Origin of the sequence: Natrinema gelatinilyticum (genome assembly GCF_024266705.1) — an archaeon.
In the GTDB taxonomy this organism is placed as follows: Archaea; Halobacteriota; Halobacteria; order Halobacteriales; family Natrialbaceae; genus Natrinema; species Natrinema gelatinilyticum.
On the sequence record NZ_CP100756.1, the window covers coordinates 863,587 to 882,268 of the forward strand.

At 63.7% G+C, this 18,682-nt stretch carries 16 protein-coding genes and 1 pseudogene; 7 read left to right on the plus strand and 10 right to left on the minus strand.

The window, feature by feature from the left end; all coding sequences use genetic code 11:
- Positions 1-95: 95 nt before the first annotated feature.
- On the minus strand, positions 96-1,055 hold the full coding sequence (kdgK1, locus tag NJU76_RS04215; RefSeq protein ID WP_256566158.1) for a bifunctional 2-dehydro-3-deoxygluconokinase/2-dehydro-3-deoxygalactonokinase: 960 nt from the start codon (positions 1,053-1,055) through the stop codon (positions 96-98).
- A gap of 232 nt (positions 1,056-1,287) precedes the next feature.
- Here kdgK1 and NJU76_RS27320 point away from each other — a divergent pair, with 232 nt between their 5' ends.
- Together NJU76_RS27320 and NJU76_RS04220 are read left to right on the plus strand one after the other, a co-directional pair.
- Positions 1,288-1,536 carry a hypothetical protein gene (locus NJU76_RS27320; protein ID WP_486642019.1) on the plus strand — a complete coding sequence of 83 codons (249 nt, stop codon included), beginning with the start codon at positions 1,288-1,290 and terminating at the stop codon, positions 1,534-1,536.
- A gap of 258 nt (positions 1,537-1,794) precedes the next feature.
- Positions 1,795-2,232, plus strand: a complete 438-nt coding sequence (locus NJU76_RS04220; protein WP_254531532.1) for a universal stress protein — start codon at positions 1,795-1,797, stop codon at positions 2,230-2,232.
- 144 nt (positions 2,233-2,376) lie between these two features.
- Here the strand turns inward: NJU76_RS04220 and rtcA are convergent, their stop codons facing one another.
- The 3 genes from rtcA to NJU76_RS04235 all read right to left on the minus strand — a co-directional run bounded on the left by rtcA (position 2,377) and on the right by NJU76_RS04235 (position 6,810).
- On the minus strand, positions 2,377-3,453 hold the full coding sequence (rtcA, locus tag NJU76_RS04225; RefSeq protein WP_254531533.1) for an RNA 3'-terminal phosphate cyclase: 1,077 nt from the start codon (positions 3,451-3,453) through the stop codon (positions 2,377-2,379).
- Positions 3,454-3,640: 187 nt separating this feature from the next.
- Complete coding sequence (gene mutL, locus NJU76_RS04230) at positions 3,641-5,839, minus strand: DNA mismatch repair endonuclease MutL (RefSeq protein ID WP_254531534.1); 2,199 nt, start codon at positions 5,837-5,839, stop codon at positions 3,641-3,643.
- Positions 5,840-6,009: 170 nt separating this feature from the next.
- Complete coding sequence (locus tag NJU76_RS04235) at positions 6,010-6,810, minus strand: SDR family NAD(P)-dependent oxidoreductase (protein WP_254531535.1); 801 nt, start codon at positions 6,808-6,810, stop codon at positions 6,010-6,012.
- Between the two features lie 167 nt (positions 6,811-6,977).
- On the opposite strand from NJU76_RS04235, the gene NJU76_RS04240 reads away from it, so the two are divergent.
- The 3 genes from NJU76_RS04240 (at position 6,978) to NJU76_RS04250 (ending at position 9,327) form a co-directional block, all read left to right on the plus strand.
- Positions 6,978-8,273, plus strand: coding sequence for an MFS transporter (locus NJU76_RS04240; protein ID WP_254531536.1), 1,296 nt, complete (start codon positions 6,978-6,980; stop codon positions 8,271-8,273).
- A 126-nt stretch (positions 8,274-8,399) separates the two neighbouring features.
- Entirely contained in the window at positions 8,400-8,888 is a 489-nt protein-coding gene (locus NJU76_RS04245) for an MOSC domain-containing protein (protein ID WP_254531537.1), read from the plus strand.
- A 238-nt stretch (positions 8,889-9,126) separates the two neighbouring features.
- Positions 9,127-9,327, plus strand: coding sequence for a DUF7534 family protein (locus NJU76_RS04250; protein WP_254531538.1), 201 nt, complete (start codon positions 9,127-9,129; stop codon positions 9,325-9,327).
- A 163-nt stretch (positions 9,328-9,490) separates the two neighbouring features.
- Here NJU76_RS04250 and mutS read toward each other — a convergent pair whose 3' ends face one another.
- The 5 genes and pseudogenes from mutS to thiD form a co-directional block, all read right to left on the minus strand.
- Positions 9,491-12,202 carry a DNA mismatch repair protein MutS gene (gene mutS / locus NJU76_RS04255; RefSeq protein WP_254531540.1) on the minus strand — a complete coding sequence of 904 codons (2,712 nt, stop codon included), beginning with the start codon at positions 12,200-12,202 and terminating at the stop codon, positions 9,491-9,493.
- A gap of 303 nt (positions 12,203-12,505) precedes the next feature.
- Positions 12,506-14,191, minus strand: a complete 1,686-nt coding sequence (locus NJU76_RS04260; protein ID WP_254531541.1) for a methyl-accepting chemotaxis protein — start codon at positions 14,189-14,191, stop codon at positions 12,506-12,508.
- A 1,033-nt stretch (positions 14,192-15,224) separates the two neighbouring features.
- Positions 15,225-15,548, minus strand: coding sequence for a tRNA-binding protein (locus tag NJU76_RS04265; protein ID WP_254531542.1), 324 nt, complete (start codon positions 15,546-15,548; stop codon positions 15,225-15,227).
- A gap of 78 nt (positions 15,549-15,626) precedes the next feature.
- Positions 15,627-15,746 (minus strand): annotated as a pseudogene (locus NJU76_RS04270) (LLM class F420-dependent oxidoreductase); the annotation flags it as partial.
- Positions 15,743-17,104 (minus strand): bifunctional hydroxymethylpyrimidine kinase/phosphomethylpyrimidine kinase, encoded by a 1,362-nt coding sequence (thiD, locus tag NJU76_RS04275; RefSeq protein ID WP_254531543.1) that lies wholly within the window; start codon positions 17,102-17,104, stop codon positions 15,743-15,745. The pseudogene NJU76_RS04270 and the gene thiD, both read right to left, overlap by 4 nt.
- Before the next feature lie 163 nt (positions 17,105-17,267).
- Here thiD and NJU76_RS04280 point away from each other — a divergent pair, with 163 nt between their 5' ends.
- Together NJU76_RS04280 and NJU76_RS26505 are read left to right on the plus strand one after the other, a co-directional pair.
- Positions 17,268-17,420 carry a hypothetical protein gene (locus NJU76_RS04280; protein ID WP_254531544.1) on the plus strand — a complete coding sequence of 51 codons (153 nt, stop codon included), beginning with the start codon at positions 17,268-17,270 and terminating at the stop codon, positions 17,418-17,420.
- A gap of 5 nt (positions 17,421-17,425) precedes the next feature.
- Entirely contained in the window at positions 17,426-17,551 is a 126-nt protein-coding gene (locus tag NJU76_RS26505; protein ID WP_256566161.1) for a hypothetical protein, read from the plus strand.
- A 63-nt stretch (positions 17,552-17,614) separates the two neighbouring features.
- Here the strand turns inward: NJU76_RS26505 and NJU76_RS04285 are convergent, their stop codons facing one another.
- Positions 17,615-18,643, minus strand: a complete 1,029-nt coding sequence (locus tag NJU76_RS04285; RefSeq protein WP_254531545.1) for an AIR synthase family protein — start codon at positions 18,641-18,643, stop codon at positions 17,615-17,617.
- Between the last annotated feature and the right edge of the window lie 39 nt (positions 18,644-18,682).

Consider the following 18,682-nt stretch of genomic DNA (forward strand, 5'->3'; position numbering starts at 1 on the left):
GAAGAGCGTAACGAAACCTGCGATCCGAGCCCGTCGCCTACCCGTTCCGTATACATCCGTCCGTTCACTGGCGGGAGGTGAAAACGACGGTCGAGCTACCGGGAAATGTCTTCCGACTGATCACTGACGACCGCTTCGACCTCGTCCGCCGTCACGAGCGCGACGTCGCCGGGGATCGTCCGCTTGAGCGATGCCGTCGCGGCGGCGTACTCGAGGGCAGTCGCGATGTCATCGCCGTCGAGACGGCGGGCGATGAACGCGCCGGTGAAGGCGTCGCCAGTCCCGATCGGGTCCACGGTGTCGGTCTCGTACGCGTCGTGATCGTGGACGACGCTGTCGTGCCAGGCGACTGCGCCCTGTGCGCCGCGTGTAACGACGACCGTCGCGAAGTCGTATTGTGAGCCGAGTTTGTGCGCGAGTTGTCGCGGATCGCCCTCGAATTCCAGGACGGTTCGCGCGTCCCGGGCGGCAATAACGAGGATGTCGACATCCGAGAACAACCGAGTCAACGTGTCCCTGGCTTCATCGGGCGACCAGAGTTTGCGACGGTAGTTGAAATCGAGGGCCGTCGACGTCCCTCCTTTCTGAGCCGCTTTGAGCAGGTTTGCGGTCGTATCCCGCAGCGTCGAGGAGAGCGCGGGCGTGATACCGGTCGTAAAGAAGACCTGCGCGTTCTGGATCCGATCGACGTTTAGTTCGCGAGCTTCCACCGTCGAGACGGCGGTGTTCTCCCGGTCGTAGATCACGTTCGTTCCCCGCGGCTTCCCGGCCTGCTCGAGGTAGTACGTTCCCTGTCGGCCGCGGTGGCTCCAGACGACGTCCGTCTCGATACCGTGACCGCGGAGTTCCCCGACGACGCGCCGCCCGAGCGCCGTCTCCGGTACTTTCGACAACCAAGCCGCGGAGGCGCCCAGTCGACTCGCCGCGATGGCGACGTTACTTTCGGCCCCTGCGGCGCGAGCCTCAAATTCGTTGGCGTCCTCGAGGCGTTCGTGTCCCGGCGGCGACAGCCGGAGCATCGTCTCACCGAACGTGACGATGTCGGCCTCGCTCACGGCTCGGCACCCCAGGTCGATCTCCAGTGAACGGAAATGTCTCTGTCGGCCATACCCGTCTCAACGAACGGCTCTGGTATAAGGTATTGCGGTCTGTCATCGCACAAGTATGGTCGAACGACCACGGAAGCGGGCGTCGGATCACTCATAGAGGAGAGCCGATCGTTTCGTCGACGGTACCGTCGCTTCCGAGGCCGTCGACCTCGAGACCGAGATCTGACACCGGGAGGGGATCAACGTGAAATCCGTTCAGCTCAGGATCAGGATGCCGTCGGGGTCGGATTCTCCCGCAGAAGTCGCCGACCGTTCACCTGTGGAGGGAGAGAGTTCGCTCCGCCGTCCGTCTCGCTGTATTTTCCACGACGTGATCGCGGGAGGATACTCGAAATCGACGACGACCGGGTCGGCCGGGCGGACAAGACGATCAGTACACTCGACGTTATCGACAGGCTTCCGTCGAAGACGGCCACGAACCTCCTGACCGACGCGACGACCTCACCAGCAGTAATTGGCTCGGTAGCGGGTACACCCTCGATGGTCGATTGGGACTCGGATTTCCGGCACTCGAGTGACGGTCGCTGATTCGTCTGCGGTCGTTCATTGGAAGCCCAAATTGGAGCCCGCTGCTTCGACGAACCGTCTGGAGAACCCCATTGTCGACCATCTGTCGCCTGTCGATACGTTCACGAGAGGAATGAGAACAGGCAAGAATTACTTCCGTTCGAGTGGTGTGTTACCTATGGACGACGAAACCGAGTTCGACGATATCCTCATCCCGACCGACGGGAGCAAATCCGCTCGCGCGGGGGCCGAGCAGGCGATCAAATTCGCGCGGCGAAACGATGCCACCCTCCACGTGCTGTACGCAATGGACATGGGGGACGCGGACTACGTCGCAGTTCCGAGCGACATCGCGCAGACGCGCAAACGACTGGAAAAGAAAGGACAGACGTTCGTCGACGAGATCGAAGAACTCGCCGCGGACGCCGACGTCGCGTGCGTCACGAGCGTCAAATCGAACACGCCCGTAGAGGCCATCATCGAGTACGTCGACGAACACGACATCGACCTCGTCGTCATGGGAAAACGGGGACGCTCCGATCCCGACAAGCCCCTCGTCGGCTCGATCACGAACCGGGTTGTTGGCTCCCTCGAGATACCCGTGTTCACCGCCTGATCGATCCGCTCCTCGGTACCGTCCGATCCGCTCGAGGGCCGCTCGCCGTCTCACTCGTCCGCTCGAGCGATGCCAAGGGGTCGGAAGAACGGGACCGATCACGCGGCCGTGAGCAGGAGGTAGTGCCAGTGGCGTCTCGACGAACTAGTCGTCGGTACCGAGCGACGATGTGACGGCGACGGTCGTCCGTTCGTCTTCTCGGTCGAGATCGACTCGGACGCCGAACGACTCGAGCAACGCACACCCCGTTTCGAGGTGGTCGGTGACCGCCGGAACGCGAACCCTACCGCCGGTGAGCGCCAGAAATACCAGCAACTGGTCGGCCATGTGTCGATCGACGGGCGCCGACCCGTCGAGAAACCGGTTCGCAGCGTCCGCGGCGTCTTCGCCGACCCTCTCGGCCGGTTTGCCGCGCTCGCCGAGCGCGGTGAAACCGGCGATGCCCGAGCCGTGATCGATACGAATCACCAGTGCAGAGCCGGGAGATGGGCTGAGCGCAGTCGTCTCGCAGCGTTCTCGGAATTCGAGCGACGGCGCTCGATGTAGTCGTTCGAGCACCCCCTCGGCCTGGCGCATCGCAACGTCGCGGTCGGCAAGCGACGCCGACTCCGTCGAGTAGAGACGGACCCCCTCGAACGATCCTCGCTCGACGAGGCCGATCCGATCGAGGCGCGAAGGCGCCAGATACAGCGTCGTACGGCCGCCGCCTGCGGGGTAAAATCCCCGTTCGTCGACTTCGCAGGCGGCCGCGATGCCGAACCGACGGAGCAACGGAAGTTTCACGTATCGGAAGTAGTCGAGCGGCGGTGACCACGCGACGTCCGTTCCGCCAGTGACCGTCACCGACAGCGCCGACTCGAGGATCGTCGAAAGCGGCAGCAACGCATCGAACAGTAGCGTTGCGCTTCCAGCGGTTCCGATGTCGACGGTGTATTGCCCGCCCGCGAGTCGCTCGGGGGCTCCGACGCCTGTTTCCCTATCGAGATCTGGATCGAACTCGATCGTCTCAGAACGGAGTTCGGCGCCCGTCACGTCGGCGTCGCAGATCTCGGTCATCGTCTCGAGAACTGCCAGATGCTGGTTGGCCAGGCCAGGCGTCGGCCGATCGCCGCGGACGTTCTCGAGTCGAATCGACCGGTTCTCGACGACCGCCAGCGCGAGTGCAGTTCGAAGGAACTGTCCGCCCGCGTTCGAGCCGTCGAGTTCGAGGGTAGCGGTCATACGGGATCGTACGGTCTCGAGGGGCCTCCCGGTGTCGACTGCGCGGGAACGGACGACGATCGACTCGCTCAGCGTCGCCGGTTTCGTCGCCGCCGAGGCCCTCGGAGGCGAGTAGCGGACGCGAATACGGGCATGGAGGCGTGGACGCGGAGTCGCCGTTCATCGACTGACCGCGCTCCCGGGCGGACTATTCTCCGTGGCCCGGGTAGTCCCGCTCGAATCGGTCTTCGATCTCCGCCTCGTCGAACTGGACGATCACTGGCCGACCGTGTGGACAGGAATAGGGATTCTCGCAGTCGTCTAACGCCCCCAGCAGGTCGACGACCGATCCCTCCGTCAGCGATGTGTTCCCGGTGATCGAGGGATAACAGGCCAGGTCGCCGAGGAACTCGTCGGCCAGCGCATCGACCGTCTCGGCACCAGTTTCGCGGTCGCCCGCGATGAACGACGCGAGGACGTCACGCAACCGCGACGGCTCGAGAGTCTCGGCGAACACCGCAGGAACGGTCGTCACCGCGACGGTCCGATCGTCGATCCGATCGGCGTAGAAGCCCAGCCGCGAGAGCGCCTCGCGGTAGTGACCGAAGGCCTCGGCCTCCGCTGCGGTCAACTCGAGTTCGACGGGCGAGGCGAGCGCCTGTGCGCTCGGGTCGTCGGCGAACGCGTCCTGGAGACGCTCGTAATTAACCCGCTCATCGGCGGCGTGCTGATCGATCAACACGAGCCCGTCGGACGATTCACACACCAGATACGTCTCGTGAAGCTGGCCGAGAACGCGCAACGGTGGGAGCGAGTCGAAGTCCGTCTCGTCGCCCGTCGCTGCCTCGCCAGTCAGCGTTCGCTGGTCGGTCCCGGCCCCGAACTTCCGTTCGGTGTCGAGACTCGAGACGTGATACTCGCTCGCATCACGGTCGTCGCTCGAGGCAGTATCGGCCCTCGAATCGCGGTCGCCCCTCGAATCGGGGGTCCGTTCCCGAGGCGCGGTCGGGCTGGCGGGCTCATCAGTCGACTGCTCGGCCTCGGTCGGGTCACTCGCAGGCGACTCCGGTCGCGAGGCCGACTCGTTCGAATCGGAAATCGACCGCTTCGAGGCGGCCGACGTGTCCGCGTTCGCCGGTTCAGTGTCCGACTGTGGGCGCTCCGCCGCGGAGTCGGATCCAGCGGCCGGCGACGGGGGTTCGCCCGCGGTCGGCGGAACGGATTCGCTCGCGTCCGACTGGGTGGCGGACGATTCCGTCTCGGTACCGTGCTCGAGGCCTGTCTCACCCCCGCGTTCGCCGCCTGGTTCGACCTGCGTCTCACCCGGTGCCGACCGGCCGCGGGGCGCTCGAGACCGGAGCAGGCCATGCTCAAGCAGCGCCGATTCCACGGCTGCGTCGACCTGCCTCCGAACCGCGTCGTCGTCGTCGAAGCGCACCTCTCGCTTGCGCGGGTGGACGTTCACGTCGACAGCGTCGCCAGGTACCTCGAGAAAGATGGTCACGAAGGGATAGCGGTCACCGCCGAGTTGCGTGCCGTACGCTCCCATGATTCCCTCGCGCACCGCGTCGGCGGTCACGGCCCGGCCGTTTACGTACGTCGCGAGATAATCCCGGCTCGAGCGGTTGGTTTCGGGGTGAGAGACCAGTCCGGAGACGGCGTCGAGCGGCCCGGGCGGGAGCGGGTCGCCGTCGGCCTCGACGGGAATCATCGACGACGCGACCTCGCGTCCGTAGACGGAGAGCACGGCGGCCTGCAGGTCGCCCTGGCCGGTCGTGGCAAACACCTCCCGCCCGTCGTGGGTTAGAGAGACGGCTACCGCCGGATTCGCGAGTGCGTACCGCGTGACGACGCGGTTGACGTGAGCGAACTCGGTCGCCGTCGTTTTGAGGAACTTCCGGCGGGCTGGCGTGTTGTAGAAGAGGTCCTCGACTTCCACGATCGTTCCGTCGGGGCAGCCGATCGGATCGACGGAAACGACGTCGCCGCCCTCGTAAACGAGTTCCGTCCCCGCACCGGCCGCCTTACGCGGTCGTGAGCGAACGGTCATGTGCGACACCGATCCGATCGTATGAAGCGCCTCGCCTCGGAATCCCAGGGTAGCGACGCCGGACTCGAGATCTTCGAGGCCGTCGATCTTGCTGGTCGTGTGCTCGCGGACGGCCGCGCGGACGTCGGCCTCGGACATGCCATGGCCGTCGTCGGCGACCCGGATTCGCTCCGTGCCGCCCGCTTCGACAGTGACGTCGATGCTCGAGGCGTCCGCGTCCAGGCTGTTCTCGACGAGTTCCTTCACCGCGCTCGCGGGCCGCTCGACGACCTCGCCGGCGGCGATTCTGGCGACCGTATCGTCGTCTAGCTGGTGGATATCGGTCTCGTCGTCGGAAGGGGTACTCTCGTCACTCATGATGTGTTGGCGTCGGCACGAGGATCGGTCCCGACGCAGCAGATGTGCTGGCTATTTCTACAGAAGCTGGCTGGTTAGGTCTTCCGTCTCGGGAAACCACCTCGACGGGTTCATGAGATCGAAACGGCCCATCGAGCTGACCCGGAACGGAGACCGTCTCGTGAGTGCGGTCAGTCCTCGAGCCCAAGATCCTGCGACATCGAATTCCCCGCCCGCGGGACGCCCTTGACGGTGATCGTCTCGCCGTTCATGAACGAGGCGGCGGGACTCGAGAGGAACTGGGCGACGTCGGCGATTTCTTCGGGGTGGCCGATGCGGCGGTCGGCCCTCTCGCGGGGCGGCATGTCTTCGCTTTCGATCCCGAGCGTCTCGGCGACGCCCGGCGTCTGGATGAGACCGGGTGCGATGCAGTTGATCCGGATGCCGTATTCGGCCCACTCGGCGGCGAGCGTCTCGGTCAGACGGATGATCGCCGCCTTCGAGGCGCCATAATGGCTTTCGCCGGGGGCAGCGTGCTGGCCGTTGACGCTCGAGAGGTTGATGATGACACCGCCGTTGCCCTCGCGCATGACCTCGCCCGCGAGCTGGGTACAGTGGACGGTACTGTTGAGATTGAGGTCGACGATCGTTTTCCAGCCGTTCTCGGAGATTTCTTCGAAGGGCGCGACGAATTCGCCGCCCGCATTGTTGACCAGAACGTCGACGTCGCCGAAGGCATCGACGGTTTCGTCGACCAGGTTCTGGACCTGCTCTCGTTCGCGGACGTTACACTCGACAGCGAGTGCCTCGCCCGCGTCGTCGGCCTCGTTGATTCCCTCCGCAACCGGCCCAACGCGGTCCATCGACCGTGAGCAGATTGCGACGTTCGCGCCGCTTGCCGCGAGTGTCTCCGCGATCGCCTGTCCGATCCCCTGGCTCGCTCCGGTGACGATGGCGGTCTTTCCTGCAACGTCGTAGTCTGGTTCGTGCATCGTGCTAACGGGGACCTTTCGGTCTCAAAATTCTACCGATAACCGACGGCGGAGTGGGGACTCGAATCGAGGATACCGGAACTCGAACAGACGATACCGGCCCCGGTTTTCCCCGTTCGAGAGGTTTTTGAACCGCGTTCCATTGATAGCGTCTACCGTCGAAGCGCGTGACACGATTTACGTCAGTCGCGCTCCTGAAAGACAGGGAGTTCGCGGCACTGGCCGGGACCGCGTTCGCGAGGAGCCAGGCGTACTCGACGATCCTGATCGCGCTGGCACTGTACGCCGATCTCTTTCAGACGACCGGGGTCGTCGAGGGACTGTTCGGCGCGATGTTCGCGCTCGTCCAGTTACTCATCGTCCTGCCGCTCGGTCGGAAAGTGGATACGGGGAACGCAAAGCGCTACCTGCTAGCAGGCTTCCTGCTCAACATCGGCGTCTTCGTCGGGTTCGTTTTCGTGACCAGTCCGGCCCACGTCGTCCTCGTTCGGATGGTCCAAGGGCTCAGCGCGAGTATCCTCTGGATCACGGGCGCTGCGGTCGTCGGCGAGATCAGCCCCGACGACCAGCAGGGGCGGTGGCTCGGCGCGTACAACCAGTTCGCGTCCGTCTCGTCGCTGGCCGGCGATCTGGTCGGCGGGTACCTTCTGTTCGCCTACGGCTTCACCGCGACGTACGTCGTTCTCTCTGTGATCACGATGGGGTCGTTCGTCCTCGTCTTCACCTTCCTCCGCGACAACCCCGGCGGACGGAAGGACCCAGAGGAAGCCGGCAGCGCTGAGACGTTTCGAGCGCTGCTCGGGCTCCCGATGCTCCGGGCGCTGGTGGGCTTCAGATTCTTCTTCAGCTTCGGGAAGATGGCGGTCATTCTCTTTCTCCCCATTTACGCGCGGACGAGTTTCGGCATCTCTGCGTTCGCCATCGGCTGGATCATGGCCGGCGGGAAGCTCACGAAGGCGCTCACGCAGGGATTCGTCGGCAACCTCACGGACCGCCACGGCATGGAACACTACTTCGTCGCCACCGGCGCGACCATGTACGGACTCGGAACCGCAGCGATCCCGCTGGCCGCCTACGCCGAGGGAATGATCGATCCTATCACGGTGACAGTACACGGAGACACCCAGATCCTCGGCGGTGCCTTCATCGCGCTCTTCGCCGCCTACTCTCTGCTCGGGATCGCCGATTCCATCCGACTGCCGGCGAGCATGTCGCTGTTCGTCGACGAGGGCGAACAGTACAACTCCGTCGCGAGCGCCATGTCGCTGCGATCGATCTCCTGGAAGGTCGGTCAGGTGACGGGACCGATCCTCGTGGGGACGACGATGGACTTCGTCTCAACGGAGGCGGGATTCTTCCTCGCTGCGGGTTTCATCGTCGTCGCGACGATAGCCTTCGTCGTGACCGCCCGACGCGCCCACTCGAGACGCATCGTAACGGAGAACCCGTCACCAGGGGATTAGTAGGAGCGGAAAATCCCCGAAGCTCTCCCGCTCGACGCGCGTTCGACCCACGATCCGATGTGATCGGTTCCCGACGAACTCCGTCGACAAGAAGCTCTTTGTCGTCTGAAATGGGTATCACGTGTCATGGGCACACATACGGAAGGCAGCGTCGACGCGATTCACATCGCGCCGGAAGCCGGTGCGGAGATGCAGTCGCTGACGGACGTCCGAGCGGTCGCCGACCGCGGACTCGAGGGCGATCGGTACTTCGACCGGGCGGGGTCGTGGTCGGGAGAGAAAGGCCGGGACCTCCCGCCGGAGGATCGAGCGCTTACGCTCTTCGAGGCCGAGGCACTCGACATCGTCGAGCGGGACGCGGGCATCGAACTCGAACCGGCCGATCACCGACGAAATATCACCACCAGAAACGTCGCCGTCGATCACTTACTCGACGAGCGGTTTCAGATCGGAGGGGCAGTCTGTGAAGGGATAGAGATCTGCGAGCCGTGTGCGTACCTCGAGTCGCTCACCGAAGAGGGCGTCCTCAGCGCGCTCGTCCACCGGGGCGGGCTGAACGTCAGGATCGTCTCCTCCGGGGAGATTTCCGTCGGCGATCAAATCGCCGTTCTGTAGGCCCACTGCGAGGCGAGCGGCGGGTCACGAATCGTCTCGGCTCTACCTCGATCGCTGTGATCGTTCCACGTCGGGAACGCCGGCTTCGATATGCTGGCGCCGTGGTGCTGTGTCTCTCGGTTGTCCGACTCGAGACGACGGACGCGACCGTGACGGAAGCGTCACAGCATCTCGAGGGACCGTGTTCGTGCTAATATCATAACACAATACGCATGTGATATCGGTTCGAACTCCGTGTATGAATTCGGCGAACTTCATCCGGTTTTTGCGGTCACTGGCCGTCCTGAGTGCACTCGCGGTCCTTCTGTTGGCTATCGTTTTGCCGCCCGATCCGTTCACGCAACTACTGTACAGCGGACCGTTGCTGATCGGTGCACTCCTCCTTTCGTACGTTCACGCGTACACGAATCGCCTCGAGGCGTTCGAACGGGTGCGCTGATTCGCGTTTCGGCCGACCACCGCCGAAATCGAAAGCGAAGCGACGTCGACAGCGGCCGGGCCGTCCGAAGGCGATCCGAGCCGCGATACAATCGAGCGAACAGACGAGTACTCTCCACGACCGAATTGCAAGCGATCACACCGCAACGTCGAGCAGCGAGCGATTACTCTTCGAGTCGTTTCTGTAACTCCTGCACTTTCGAGATCAGTTCGATCGGCGGCGTCGTGTTCACGTCGATTGCCTCGAGATCCGCGAGGATGGCCTCGGTTTCGGGATCGAGCCGTTTCCCGGTCCGTTCGGCGTCCGGATCGGCCTCGGTCGCCGCACCGCCGTCCGTCGATGCGGCCTGTGACTGCGTCCGAGACTGTTCGGCGGTCTGCATCGTCCCGCTATCCAGATCGAAGACTGCCTGAACAGGCTCGCTCGAGCCGCCCTTGGCCTCGATCGCCTTCTCCTCGCGAAGGCGCTCGAGGACGTCCCTCGAGCGATCGACGACAGGGTCCGGGACCCCTGCGAGATCGGCGACGTGGATACCGTACGAGCGGTCGGTGGGCCCGTCGCGAACCGTTCGCAGGAACGTCACGTCACCGTCGCGCTCGTCCGCGGCGACGTGGACGTTCGCGACGCGAGGGAGGTTCTCCGCGAGCCCGGTCAGTTCGTGGTAGTGGGTCGCAAAGAGCGTCTTCGCTTTCACTTCGTTATGTAGGTACTCCGTCGCAGCCCAGGCGATCGAGATGCCGTCGTAGGTCGCGGTGCCCCGGCCCACCTCGTCCAGAATTACCAACGATTCGTCGGTCGCGGCGTGGAGAATATTGGAGAGTTCGCTCATCTCGACCATGAACGTCGAGCGGCCCTGTGCGAGTTCGTCCAGGGCGCCGACGCGAGTGAAGATACCGTCGACCAGCCCGATATCGGCCTCCTTTGCGGGGACGAAGCTTCCGATCTGAGCCAGCAGGACGATACAGGCGACCTGGCGCATGTACGTCGATTTACCCGACATGTTCGGGCCCGTTACCACGAGGAATCCGCGTTCGTCGTCCATTCGGACGTCGTTCGGAACGAACTCCGTCGCCTGCTCGACGACTGGGTGTCTCCCCTGTTTGATTTCGAGGCAATTCTTCCGATGCAAGTCCGGCCGGACCCACCGGTTCTCGGCCGCGTGAGTCGCCAGGCTCGCGAGCGCGTCGACCGTCGCCAGTGCCAGTCCGACATCCTGTAGTAGCTCGGCCCGCGCGGCGACGTCCTCGCGAAGCGCCTCGAAGAGTTCGTACTCGAGGTCGCCGCGCCGTTCCTCGAGTCGAAGGATTTCGCGCTCTTTCTCCTCGAGTTCGGCGGTCGTGAATCGCTTCGAGTTCTTCAGCGTCTTGATCTCCTCGTAGTGATCCGGCACGCCGTCGGCGGCGGACTTGCCGACCTGGATGTAGTAGCCATCGGTCTTGTTCCGGTCGACGGTCACGTGTGAGAGACCGTACTGTCGCTTCTCGCGTTCGGCGAGCGTGTCGAGCCACTCCTCGATCACCTCGTGGCGCTCGATTACCTCGTCGAGGTCGTCGTCGTAGCCGCGCCGAAGGAGTTCCCCCTGGGTCACCGTCGACGGTGGCTCCGGTGCGATGGCCTCCTCCAGCGTCTCTCGGAGGTCCCGCGCGGCGTCTCTATCGGGCGAATCGACGATCGTGGACAGCGGTGACTCGGTCAGTTCCGGGTCCGAGGCGACCGTTTCGGCCAACGCGGGCAAGACCGACAACGTGTTCTGTACCGCCAGCAGGTCCTGCGCATCCGCGCTGCCGTGCGTCGCTTTCGACGCGAGCCGAGCCAGATCGTACGCGTCCCCGAGTATCTCCTGGAGCTCGTCCCGCGCCAGTGCCGCCGACGAGAGCGCGGCCACGCTCTCCTGGCGGGCCTCGAGCGCCTCGATGGAGCGCCGCGGGCGCTGGAGCCACTCCTTGAGGAGGCGGCCGCCGGCGCTGGTCTCGGTGTGATCGATCGTCGCAAACAGTGACCCATCGCGGTCGCCTTGCATGGTTTCGGTCAGCTCGAGGTTGCGTTGGGTGGTCGCGTCCAGCGTGACGTGGTCGGCGCCGTGGTGGGCCTGGATGCGGGTCATCGATGCCAGGACGCCAACGCCGGTCTCCTCGACGTACGAGAGGACGGCCCCGGCAGCAGCAATCGCTGGCCCGGTGACTGACAGCCGCTCGACGGTTTCCGCCCCGAACTGCTCGTGAACCCGGTGGGTTCCCCGCTTTGGCGCGAACGCTTCGGTCTCGTGGAGCGTCAGCGTCGCATCGCTGCGTTCTCGAATCCGGTTCAGCAGGTCGTCGTCGGTTCGGACGGCGGGTCCCGGTAGAATTTCGACCGGATCGAACCGGTAGAGCTCCGTCAGCGCGTCGTCCGCGTCCGCGGCCGCCGCGACGAGAAAGCGGCCGGTCGTCACGTCCGCGAAGGCGAGTCCGTAGCCGCCGTCGGTCGACGAGTGGCTGTTCGAACCGCCGGCGCCCCCATCCGCGTCGACGACCGCCGCGAGGTACTGGGCGTCAGCGTCGCCCGTCTCGAGCAACGTCCCCGGAGTGACGACGCGGACGATTTCGCGCGCGTGGCCGGAATCGGTCTCGTACTGATCGGCGACGGCGACGCGGTAGCCGCGCTCGACGAGCGCCTTGAGGTAGGGCGTGAGGTCGTCTATCGGCACGCCGGCCATGGGATACGACGAGCCGTGTGAGGACTTCTGGGAGACTTTGAGGTCGAGTTCTGCGCTGACTGTTTCTGCGTCCTCGCCGAAAAATTCGTAGAAATCGCCACACTGCATGGCAAGCAGTTCCGCCTCGGTCTCGTCTTTGAGCGAAAAGAACTCGCCGACGATACCCGTCGCCTCGGTCATGTGCAGTGAGTATCTTCCCAGCGCAAAAACCCTGCGGGATCCACGGTGAAAGTGATCCGAAGAGACGGAGGCGGAACGCCATCCGATCGGCCGGGAGCGACGGTCCGTCCCGCGGTCGGTGCTTCGAATTGCAGGCTTCCAGACGTATTCGTCGATCAACCAGGTCACGTTCCCGATGGTCGTGGGGTTGCTGGCGCGCCCCCGGACAGGCTCGGCTTCGACGTCGATGCCGTGGGGCTGTGACCTCGATTACCGTCGGCCGTGTCGACGATGGTCTCGTGGATGTTCTCGCCGGCCGTGCGTTCAATCTCGATCGACGGCGCGCTCGTCGTTCGACGGATGCGAGTCGCCGTCGAATTCGAATTCCGGGGACGCCGCACGTTCGTCGTCTCCAGCGTCGGTTCCCTCGAGTGTCCGTTCGTCACCGTCGACGGCGAACGTGGAGTCCGTCGCACCCGACTCGGAGGAGAATCCACCTGCCCCGACGTCTCCGCTAGTCGGCGGCCACGTGGGTCGCTCGTTCGCGTCCGTCTCGAAACTGTCGAGTCTCTCTGCCAGTTGCGTCGCCTGATGAGAGAGGTCCGTGATGACCCGTGAAACTTCGGCGAGTGAACTCGTCTGCTCTTCGGCCGCTGCGGCGACAGTTTCGGCTTCCGAAACGGTTTCCTCGGATATCGCGGTCGCTTCGTCGATCATGGCGACGACCTGCTGGGTCGACGCGGCCTGCTGTTCGGTCGCGGCCGAGATTTCCTGCACCCCGTCGTTCGTGTCTTGTGTGTACATTGCGATCGACTCGAGGGCCGCAGCGGCGTTCTCGACAGCCTCGCGGTGGCTGGCGACCTCCTCGCTAGTGGCACGAACGGTATCTGCCGTCCGGTTCGTCTGTTCTTTGATGCCCTCGATACGCTCTTCTATATTTTCGGCGGCCTCTTTCGTCTCCGATGCGAGTTCCTTGACTTCGCCGGCGACCGCGCTGAACCCACCGCCTCCGGACTCGGCCGAGCGCGAGGCCTCAATGTTGGCGTTGAGCGCGAGCATATTCGTCTGATCCGCGACCGTAGAGATGAACTCGACGAGTTCGTCGATCTGATCGATCTCGGCCTGGAGCGCCTCGATATCCTCGACGGCCCGTTCGGACTCGGATTCGATCTCGTTCATTCCCTCGATCGCGTCCCGGGCGGCTTCGCGTCCCTCTTCGCCGGTCCGTGCGGTTTGCGCTGCGAGGTCCGCCACCCGGTTCGACGAGGAAGCGATCTCCTCGATCGTACTCGAGAGACCGTTCATTTCGGCGTCGACGGATTGAAAGCTCTCGTATTGGCGCTCCGCACCACTGGAGATGTCCTGAATAGAACCGGCCACTTGCTGGGAGGCCGATTGCACTTCCTCCGAACTGGCCGTCGCTTCCTCGGATGCAGCAGCGACGTCCACAGCGAATTGCGAGAGGAACTCCGTCGTCGACTCGAGTTCGGCGATCATCTCGTTGAACTCGGTCGCGACCGTTCGTATCGCCTCGTTCTCGCTTTCGGGATCCATCCGTCGGGTCAAGTCGCCGGCCGCACACGCCTGCATTACGTCGGCGTACTCGTCGGCCTTCGCTATGAGATGCTGGTTGGCCCGTTCAGCTTCTTTTCGAAGCGCAACGGCCTCACGACGCGCTTCCTCTGCTTCGTTCATCTTGCGTTGGATCGCCTCGCCTTTGTCCTGTAGGTCCTCGATTGTCAGGATCCCAGTATTCACTACCAGCGAGACGAACACTGCCCCGAAAAGGAAGACGAAGCCCGTGAGCAGTCGAAACAGCTCCACGGAACCGTTGACCGTAACCCAGAGAGCGGCGACGTATCCGACCAGGAAAAACGCCATCAATCCGAACAGTCCGATCCACCGTTGGCGGTAGTCGGAGTCATCGAGTCGCTGTACTAATCGCCTCGTATAGAGAATCGACCCGCCCATCACGATCGCCCCGCCCACTATTAATAACTGTACTATCATATATGTGTTAATGAGTTTTATTCGAGAACATTTTTATTTCAGAAATTGATTGATCGACGTACGATATTTCGGTCCGGTTTCACCGCTAACCGGGCGGTTACGAGGCAAGAGACGACCGTTCTCGGTGTCATCTCTGGTTCCGATACGGAATGTGTTCCCAGTATATCGTGACCGGGTATCACCGTGGATGTGGAAGCCATTTCACGTATGTCGGAGTCCTACAATCCCACATATAATGCTATTGAATGCCCTTTAGAAGTTACTAATTCATATAATGTACTTTTTTCCTATATATTCTGTCATAACAGACGAGGGGTCGAACAGTGAATCGATGCTGCTGGCTCGACAAACGACCGACGACTCGCAGCGCTCGACGGTGGTTCGTTACTCGAGGCAGTCATCCCATACGGTGACCGCTCCGCAAGTCTGGCGACGTGCCGTCGACACCCGCTCCAGGAGACATGCCCGACACGATAGCTAGTGATCCGTTCAGGGCCAGGGCCGTCCGATTCTACTGTCGCGATATCAGGAATAGCATACCTGATTCGACAATCGTGTCAGCGTCCGACGGTCGGTCTCGCCGGCGTTTAGCGGGGACCCCTCCATTGTCCCGAAAACGCCGGCGGATGCCGACGCCGGAGCGGAACTCCGAATGATGTGTCAGTGATGGGTAGGGGAGGATCGGATTCGTCACCGCATGGCCTGATGTTGGAACGATATCCGATCACGGCGAGGGTCACGATGATGTCTCGGATAGCCGAACGGTCAGTCTGGCAACGACCGAAGTCGTTTCCTCGCCGATCGTTTCTTTGGGACCCCTATGAAAAATTATTTTCAAGTTAAAACCGTGTTAACTACCACAATCGGACAGAGAAGACAAATTAGAGGGTGAAACCGAAGCCGGGACCGGTCCACAGTGAAAATGACAGAGGCGGCCGCTCACAGGGAACCTCCCGCGCTGGGAGTGCCGATCGAACGCGGCGGCTGACCTCGGTGGCCGCTCGTCACAGAGCAAGTTGCTCGGACACTCGAGTTAGTACAACGGTCCACCGAGGGGCACCGACTCGTCCGGCGACACCAGCACGGGATACCCCTCCTCGCTGGGGACGCCGACGGTGAGGGCTTCGGATTTGAATCCGGCGATCCGAACTGAACCGATGTTCGTCGCACACAGAACCTGCCGACCGACGAGGTCGGCGGCGTCGTAGTGGTGGTCCAGTTGGCCAGCCGACTGTATTTCCTCGTCACCCAGGTCGATCCAGAGTTTGGTCATTTCCGGCTTTTCGGCCTCGGGAAACGGTTCCGCGTCGATCACTTCGCCGACTACGATCACCACGTCGAACGGACTTTCGACCATGAGACGACATCTCGGCGCCAACGAAAATTAGGTGTCGATCCGCGATTCGGGCCCCACGATCGGCTCTCGAGGCGATTATTCGAGCCAGATCGCGTCGTAGCCCCGCCGGTCCGCCTCGAGAGCGATGTCTCGAACGGTTCCGACGTCGGTGCCATACTGCGGGAGAATCATCCCGACGTCGAGGGTTTTCGCGCTCATTCGGCCACCTCCGCGTCCAACGCAAGCGTCCGATCGGCGAGCGTCGTCGCGTCCTCGGCGACCAGCTTTACGATCGCTTCTTTCCCCACGTCGCCACGGTCGACGACTGCAATCGGGGGCGACTCTCGATCGGCGAACGCCTGTCTGGCACCCCACCCCATCGTACTCCCTTCCGTCTCGGCGACTGTATCGGGCTCGCTGCCGCGATCGTACTCCGCGACCGGCCAGTCGATCACCCCGAGGGCCGCCTCAACGTCCTCGTCGAATCGGCAATTGACCGCGAATCGTAGCGGGGGGAAAAACTCCCGCGCCGAGAGCAGGAAGCGAGCGACGTGACTCGAGGCCCCGTATCTGACGCCGCGGTTCGGCTGGACGCCGGAGAGGGTCCGCGTGATTCGGCCCTCGACGGCGGCGGTCTCGCCAACCGATTCGGCGAACGGCGTCGCGCCGACGACGTTCATGCCGACCTCGGGGACGAGCAGGGACACGTCGGCCTCGACGAACCGGTCGACGACCGCCTGGACGTCCTCGGCGGTCACCTCCCGCATGGCTTCGTTTCGGAGCGCTACCATGTGGTTGACCGCGCCGGGGCCGCTGCCTACGTCGTAGTGGTAGCGCACCGCGCGTGCGAGGAAGTCGGTCGCACCGTCGACGGCGGTCTCCAGCGGCTCGTCTTTTGCGAGACGCGCTGCGATTGCGGCTGCAAGCGCGCAGCCTGAGCCGTGGGTCGCGCCCGTGTCGACGCGTGGGTGTTCGAACGTCCGGGTGGTATCGTCAGTGATCAGTACGTCCCGAACGTGCTCACCGGGAACGTGACCACCCTTTATCAACACGGCGTCGACGCCGGTCTCGAGGATCGCCTCGCCGGCCTCGCGGGCAGTTTGGTCGTCGGTGACAGCGATTTCGGTCAGCACCTCGGCCTCGTCCGCGTTGGGCGTTGCTAGCCTCGCTTCGCCGAGCAGGTCCTCATACGCGCGTTCGGCGGCGGGTTCGAGCAGTCGATCCCCCGAGGTCGCCACCATCACCGGATCCACCACCAGCGGGAAGTCGAAGTCGCTCGCCAAGTCCGCAACGATTTCGATGACGTCGGTGGTCGCCAGCATCCCGGTCTTCGCGCCGCCGATGTCGAAGTCGTCGGTTACGGCCTCGAGTTGGGCTTCGACCTCGTCGGTCGGCAAGACGTACGAGGACTCGACGCCACGAGTGTGCTGTGCGGTAACGGCGGTGATCGCCGACGTGCCGAAGACGCCGTGGGCGGCCATCGTCGCGAGGTCGGCCTGGATCCCAGCGCCGCCGCCGGAGTCGCTGCCCGCGATCGTCAGCGCGGTCGGTCGACTATCGGGTGCGGGTGTTCGCATGGCCTATCGTATTCTCCGGTTATACAAAGCGGTGATGGTCGGCAAGACGGACTGGAACGCGAGCGGGAATTCTATCGCGGTCGGATCGACGACTGTCGCTGCGACGCTCTCTGCGCCCGCAGCGGATATATGATATTGGCGAGCACTTGCAACCGAAGCCTCGGTGATCACGGCGACACGCCGATCGTTGACCGAGCAGGGGTACGCGATCACCGAACAGCGAGCGACGATCGGAACGATTTCGATCGACGTCACTGAGTGGACGCGAAGCAGCCCCGTCGACGAGCGCGGAAGAAACGAGATCGTCGACGGCTGAGAGACGTGATTCGTTCGACGAAACAAACGGGCCGGACCACCCCTGGACGGGAGCGCCTCGGCGGCATCCTCGAGATGGGGACGTATATGCAGGCGGGGACGGTCACCTGGAGCGGTCGAAGCGGCCACTGACGAGCGATGGTCACTGTCCCCTTCGACATCGCATCGCACGACGATCGCCGCACGACTCCGACGTCAGGGGTCCGACCCGTCAGCGAGATCCGCGTAGACTTCCCACGACGGGTCCACGTGCGGATGCTCGAGCCGCTCGCCGTCGACAGTAACCATTCCGTCGCCGGTAGCGACAGCCTCGACGGGGCCGATTTCTGCGACCGGCGTGTCGCGCTCCTCGAGTGCACGTCTGACGTCGTCGACGCCGTCAGGATCGATGGCGATCACGAGTGAACCGCAGCTGGTCGCCGCCCAGGGGTCGATTTCGAGGACGTCACACACCTCACGGACCCCAGGGCGCATCGGGACGGCCGACCGATCGATCGCGAACCGAACGCCCGCCCCCTCGGCCATCTCGGTGAGCGCACCGGCGAGGCCGCCTTCGGTGACGTCGTGCATCGCCGTTACCGGTCCCGCGGCTGCCGCAGTGACGGCATCCCGAACGGAGAACACCTCTTCGAGTCGATTTCGTGCGGTCTCAAGTACGTCGTCCGGGAGCGCTAACTGCTCGCCGAAGAGGGTACTCAACAATCCGACCGATTCGACGGCGGGGCCGTTCGTCAGGAGTAGCCGGTCGCCCTCGCGAGCACCGTCGGGGCGGACGATATCGTCGTGGTCGCCGACGCCCATCGCGGTCGCACCGCCGACCCACGGATACGACAGGTCAGCGTAGCGAGCCGTGTGGCCCGTAACGACCGCAACCCCGTGGTCGGTACACTCGGCGTCTATCGTCTTCCAGACCGTCGCGAACTCGTCGTCGGTCATCCGTTCGGGAAGCGTAAAACTGATCGAGAGGTGAGACGGAGCCACGCCGCTTACGGCAACGTCCGCGAGAACGAGGTCGAGGGCGAATCGAGCTGCCCACTCGAGACCCAGATCGGGGAGGATCGAGAGTGGATCGGTTGCTGTGACCAGCGCCGCATCGCCGATATTCAGTACTCCGAAATCGACGCCGTGAGTCGGCCCGATCGCGACATCCTCGCGGTCGGCCCCGAGGTTCGGCGCGATGTGGCAGTCGAAGAACGTCCGGTCGATTTTTCCGAGATCGGTCACGAGTGATCGGTTCCGACGGGGTGCCTTATCCGTGGCGGT

Bases quoted from the DNA above. Each gene is read 5' to 3' on its own strand.
- NJU76_RS04245 (WP_254531537.1), top strand. From the start codon at position 8,400: ATGGGCACACATACGGAAGGCAGCGTCGACGCGATTCACATCGCGCCG.
- NJU76_RS04260 (WP_254531541.1), bottom strand. From the start codon at position 14,191: ATGATAGTACAGTTATTAATAGTGGGCGGGGCGATCGTGATGGGCGGG.
- NJU76_RS04265 (WP_254531542.1), bottom strand. From the start codon at position 15,548: ATGGTCGAAAGTCCGTTCGACGTGGTGATCGTAGTCGGCGAAGTGATC.
- NJU76_RS04235 (WP_254531535.1), bottom strand. From the start codon at position 6,810: ATGCACGAACCAGACTACGACGTTGCAGGAAAGACCGCCATCGTCACC.
- mutL (WP_254531534.1), bottom strand. From the start codon at position 5,839: ATGAGTGACGAGAGTACCCCTTCCGACGACGAGACCGATATCCACCAG.
- thiD (WP_254531543.1), bottom strand. From the start codon at position 17,104: ATGCGAACACCCGCACCCGATAGTCGACCGACCGCGCTGACGATCGCG.
- NJU76_RS04220 (WP_254531532.1), top strand. From the start codon at position 1,795: ATGGACGACGAAACCGAGTTCGACGATATCCTCATCCCGACCGACGGG.
- rtcA (WP_254531533.1), bottom strand. From the start codon at position 3,453: ATGACCGCTACCCTCGAACTCGACGGCTCGAACGCGGGCGGACAGTTC.
- mutS (WP_254531540.1), bottom strand. From the start codon at position 12,202: ATGACCGAGGCGACGGGTATCGTCGGCGAGTTCTTTTCGCTCAAAGAC.
- NJU76_RS04250 (WP_254531538.1), top strand. From the start codon at position 9,127: ATGAATTCGGCGAACTTCATCCGGTTTTTGCGGTCACTGGCCGTCCTG.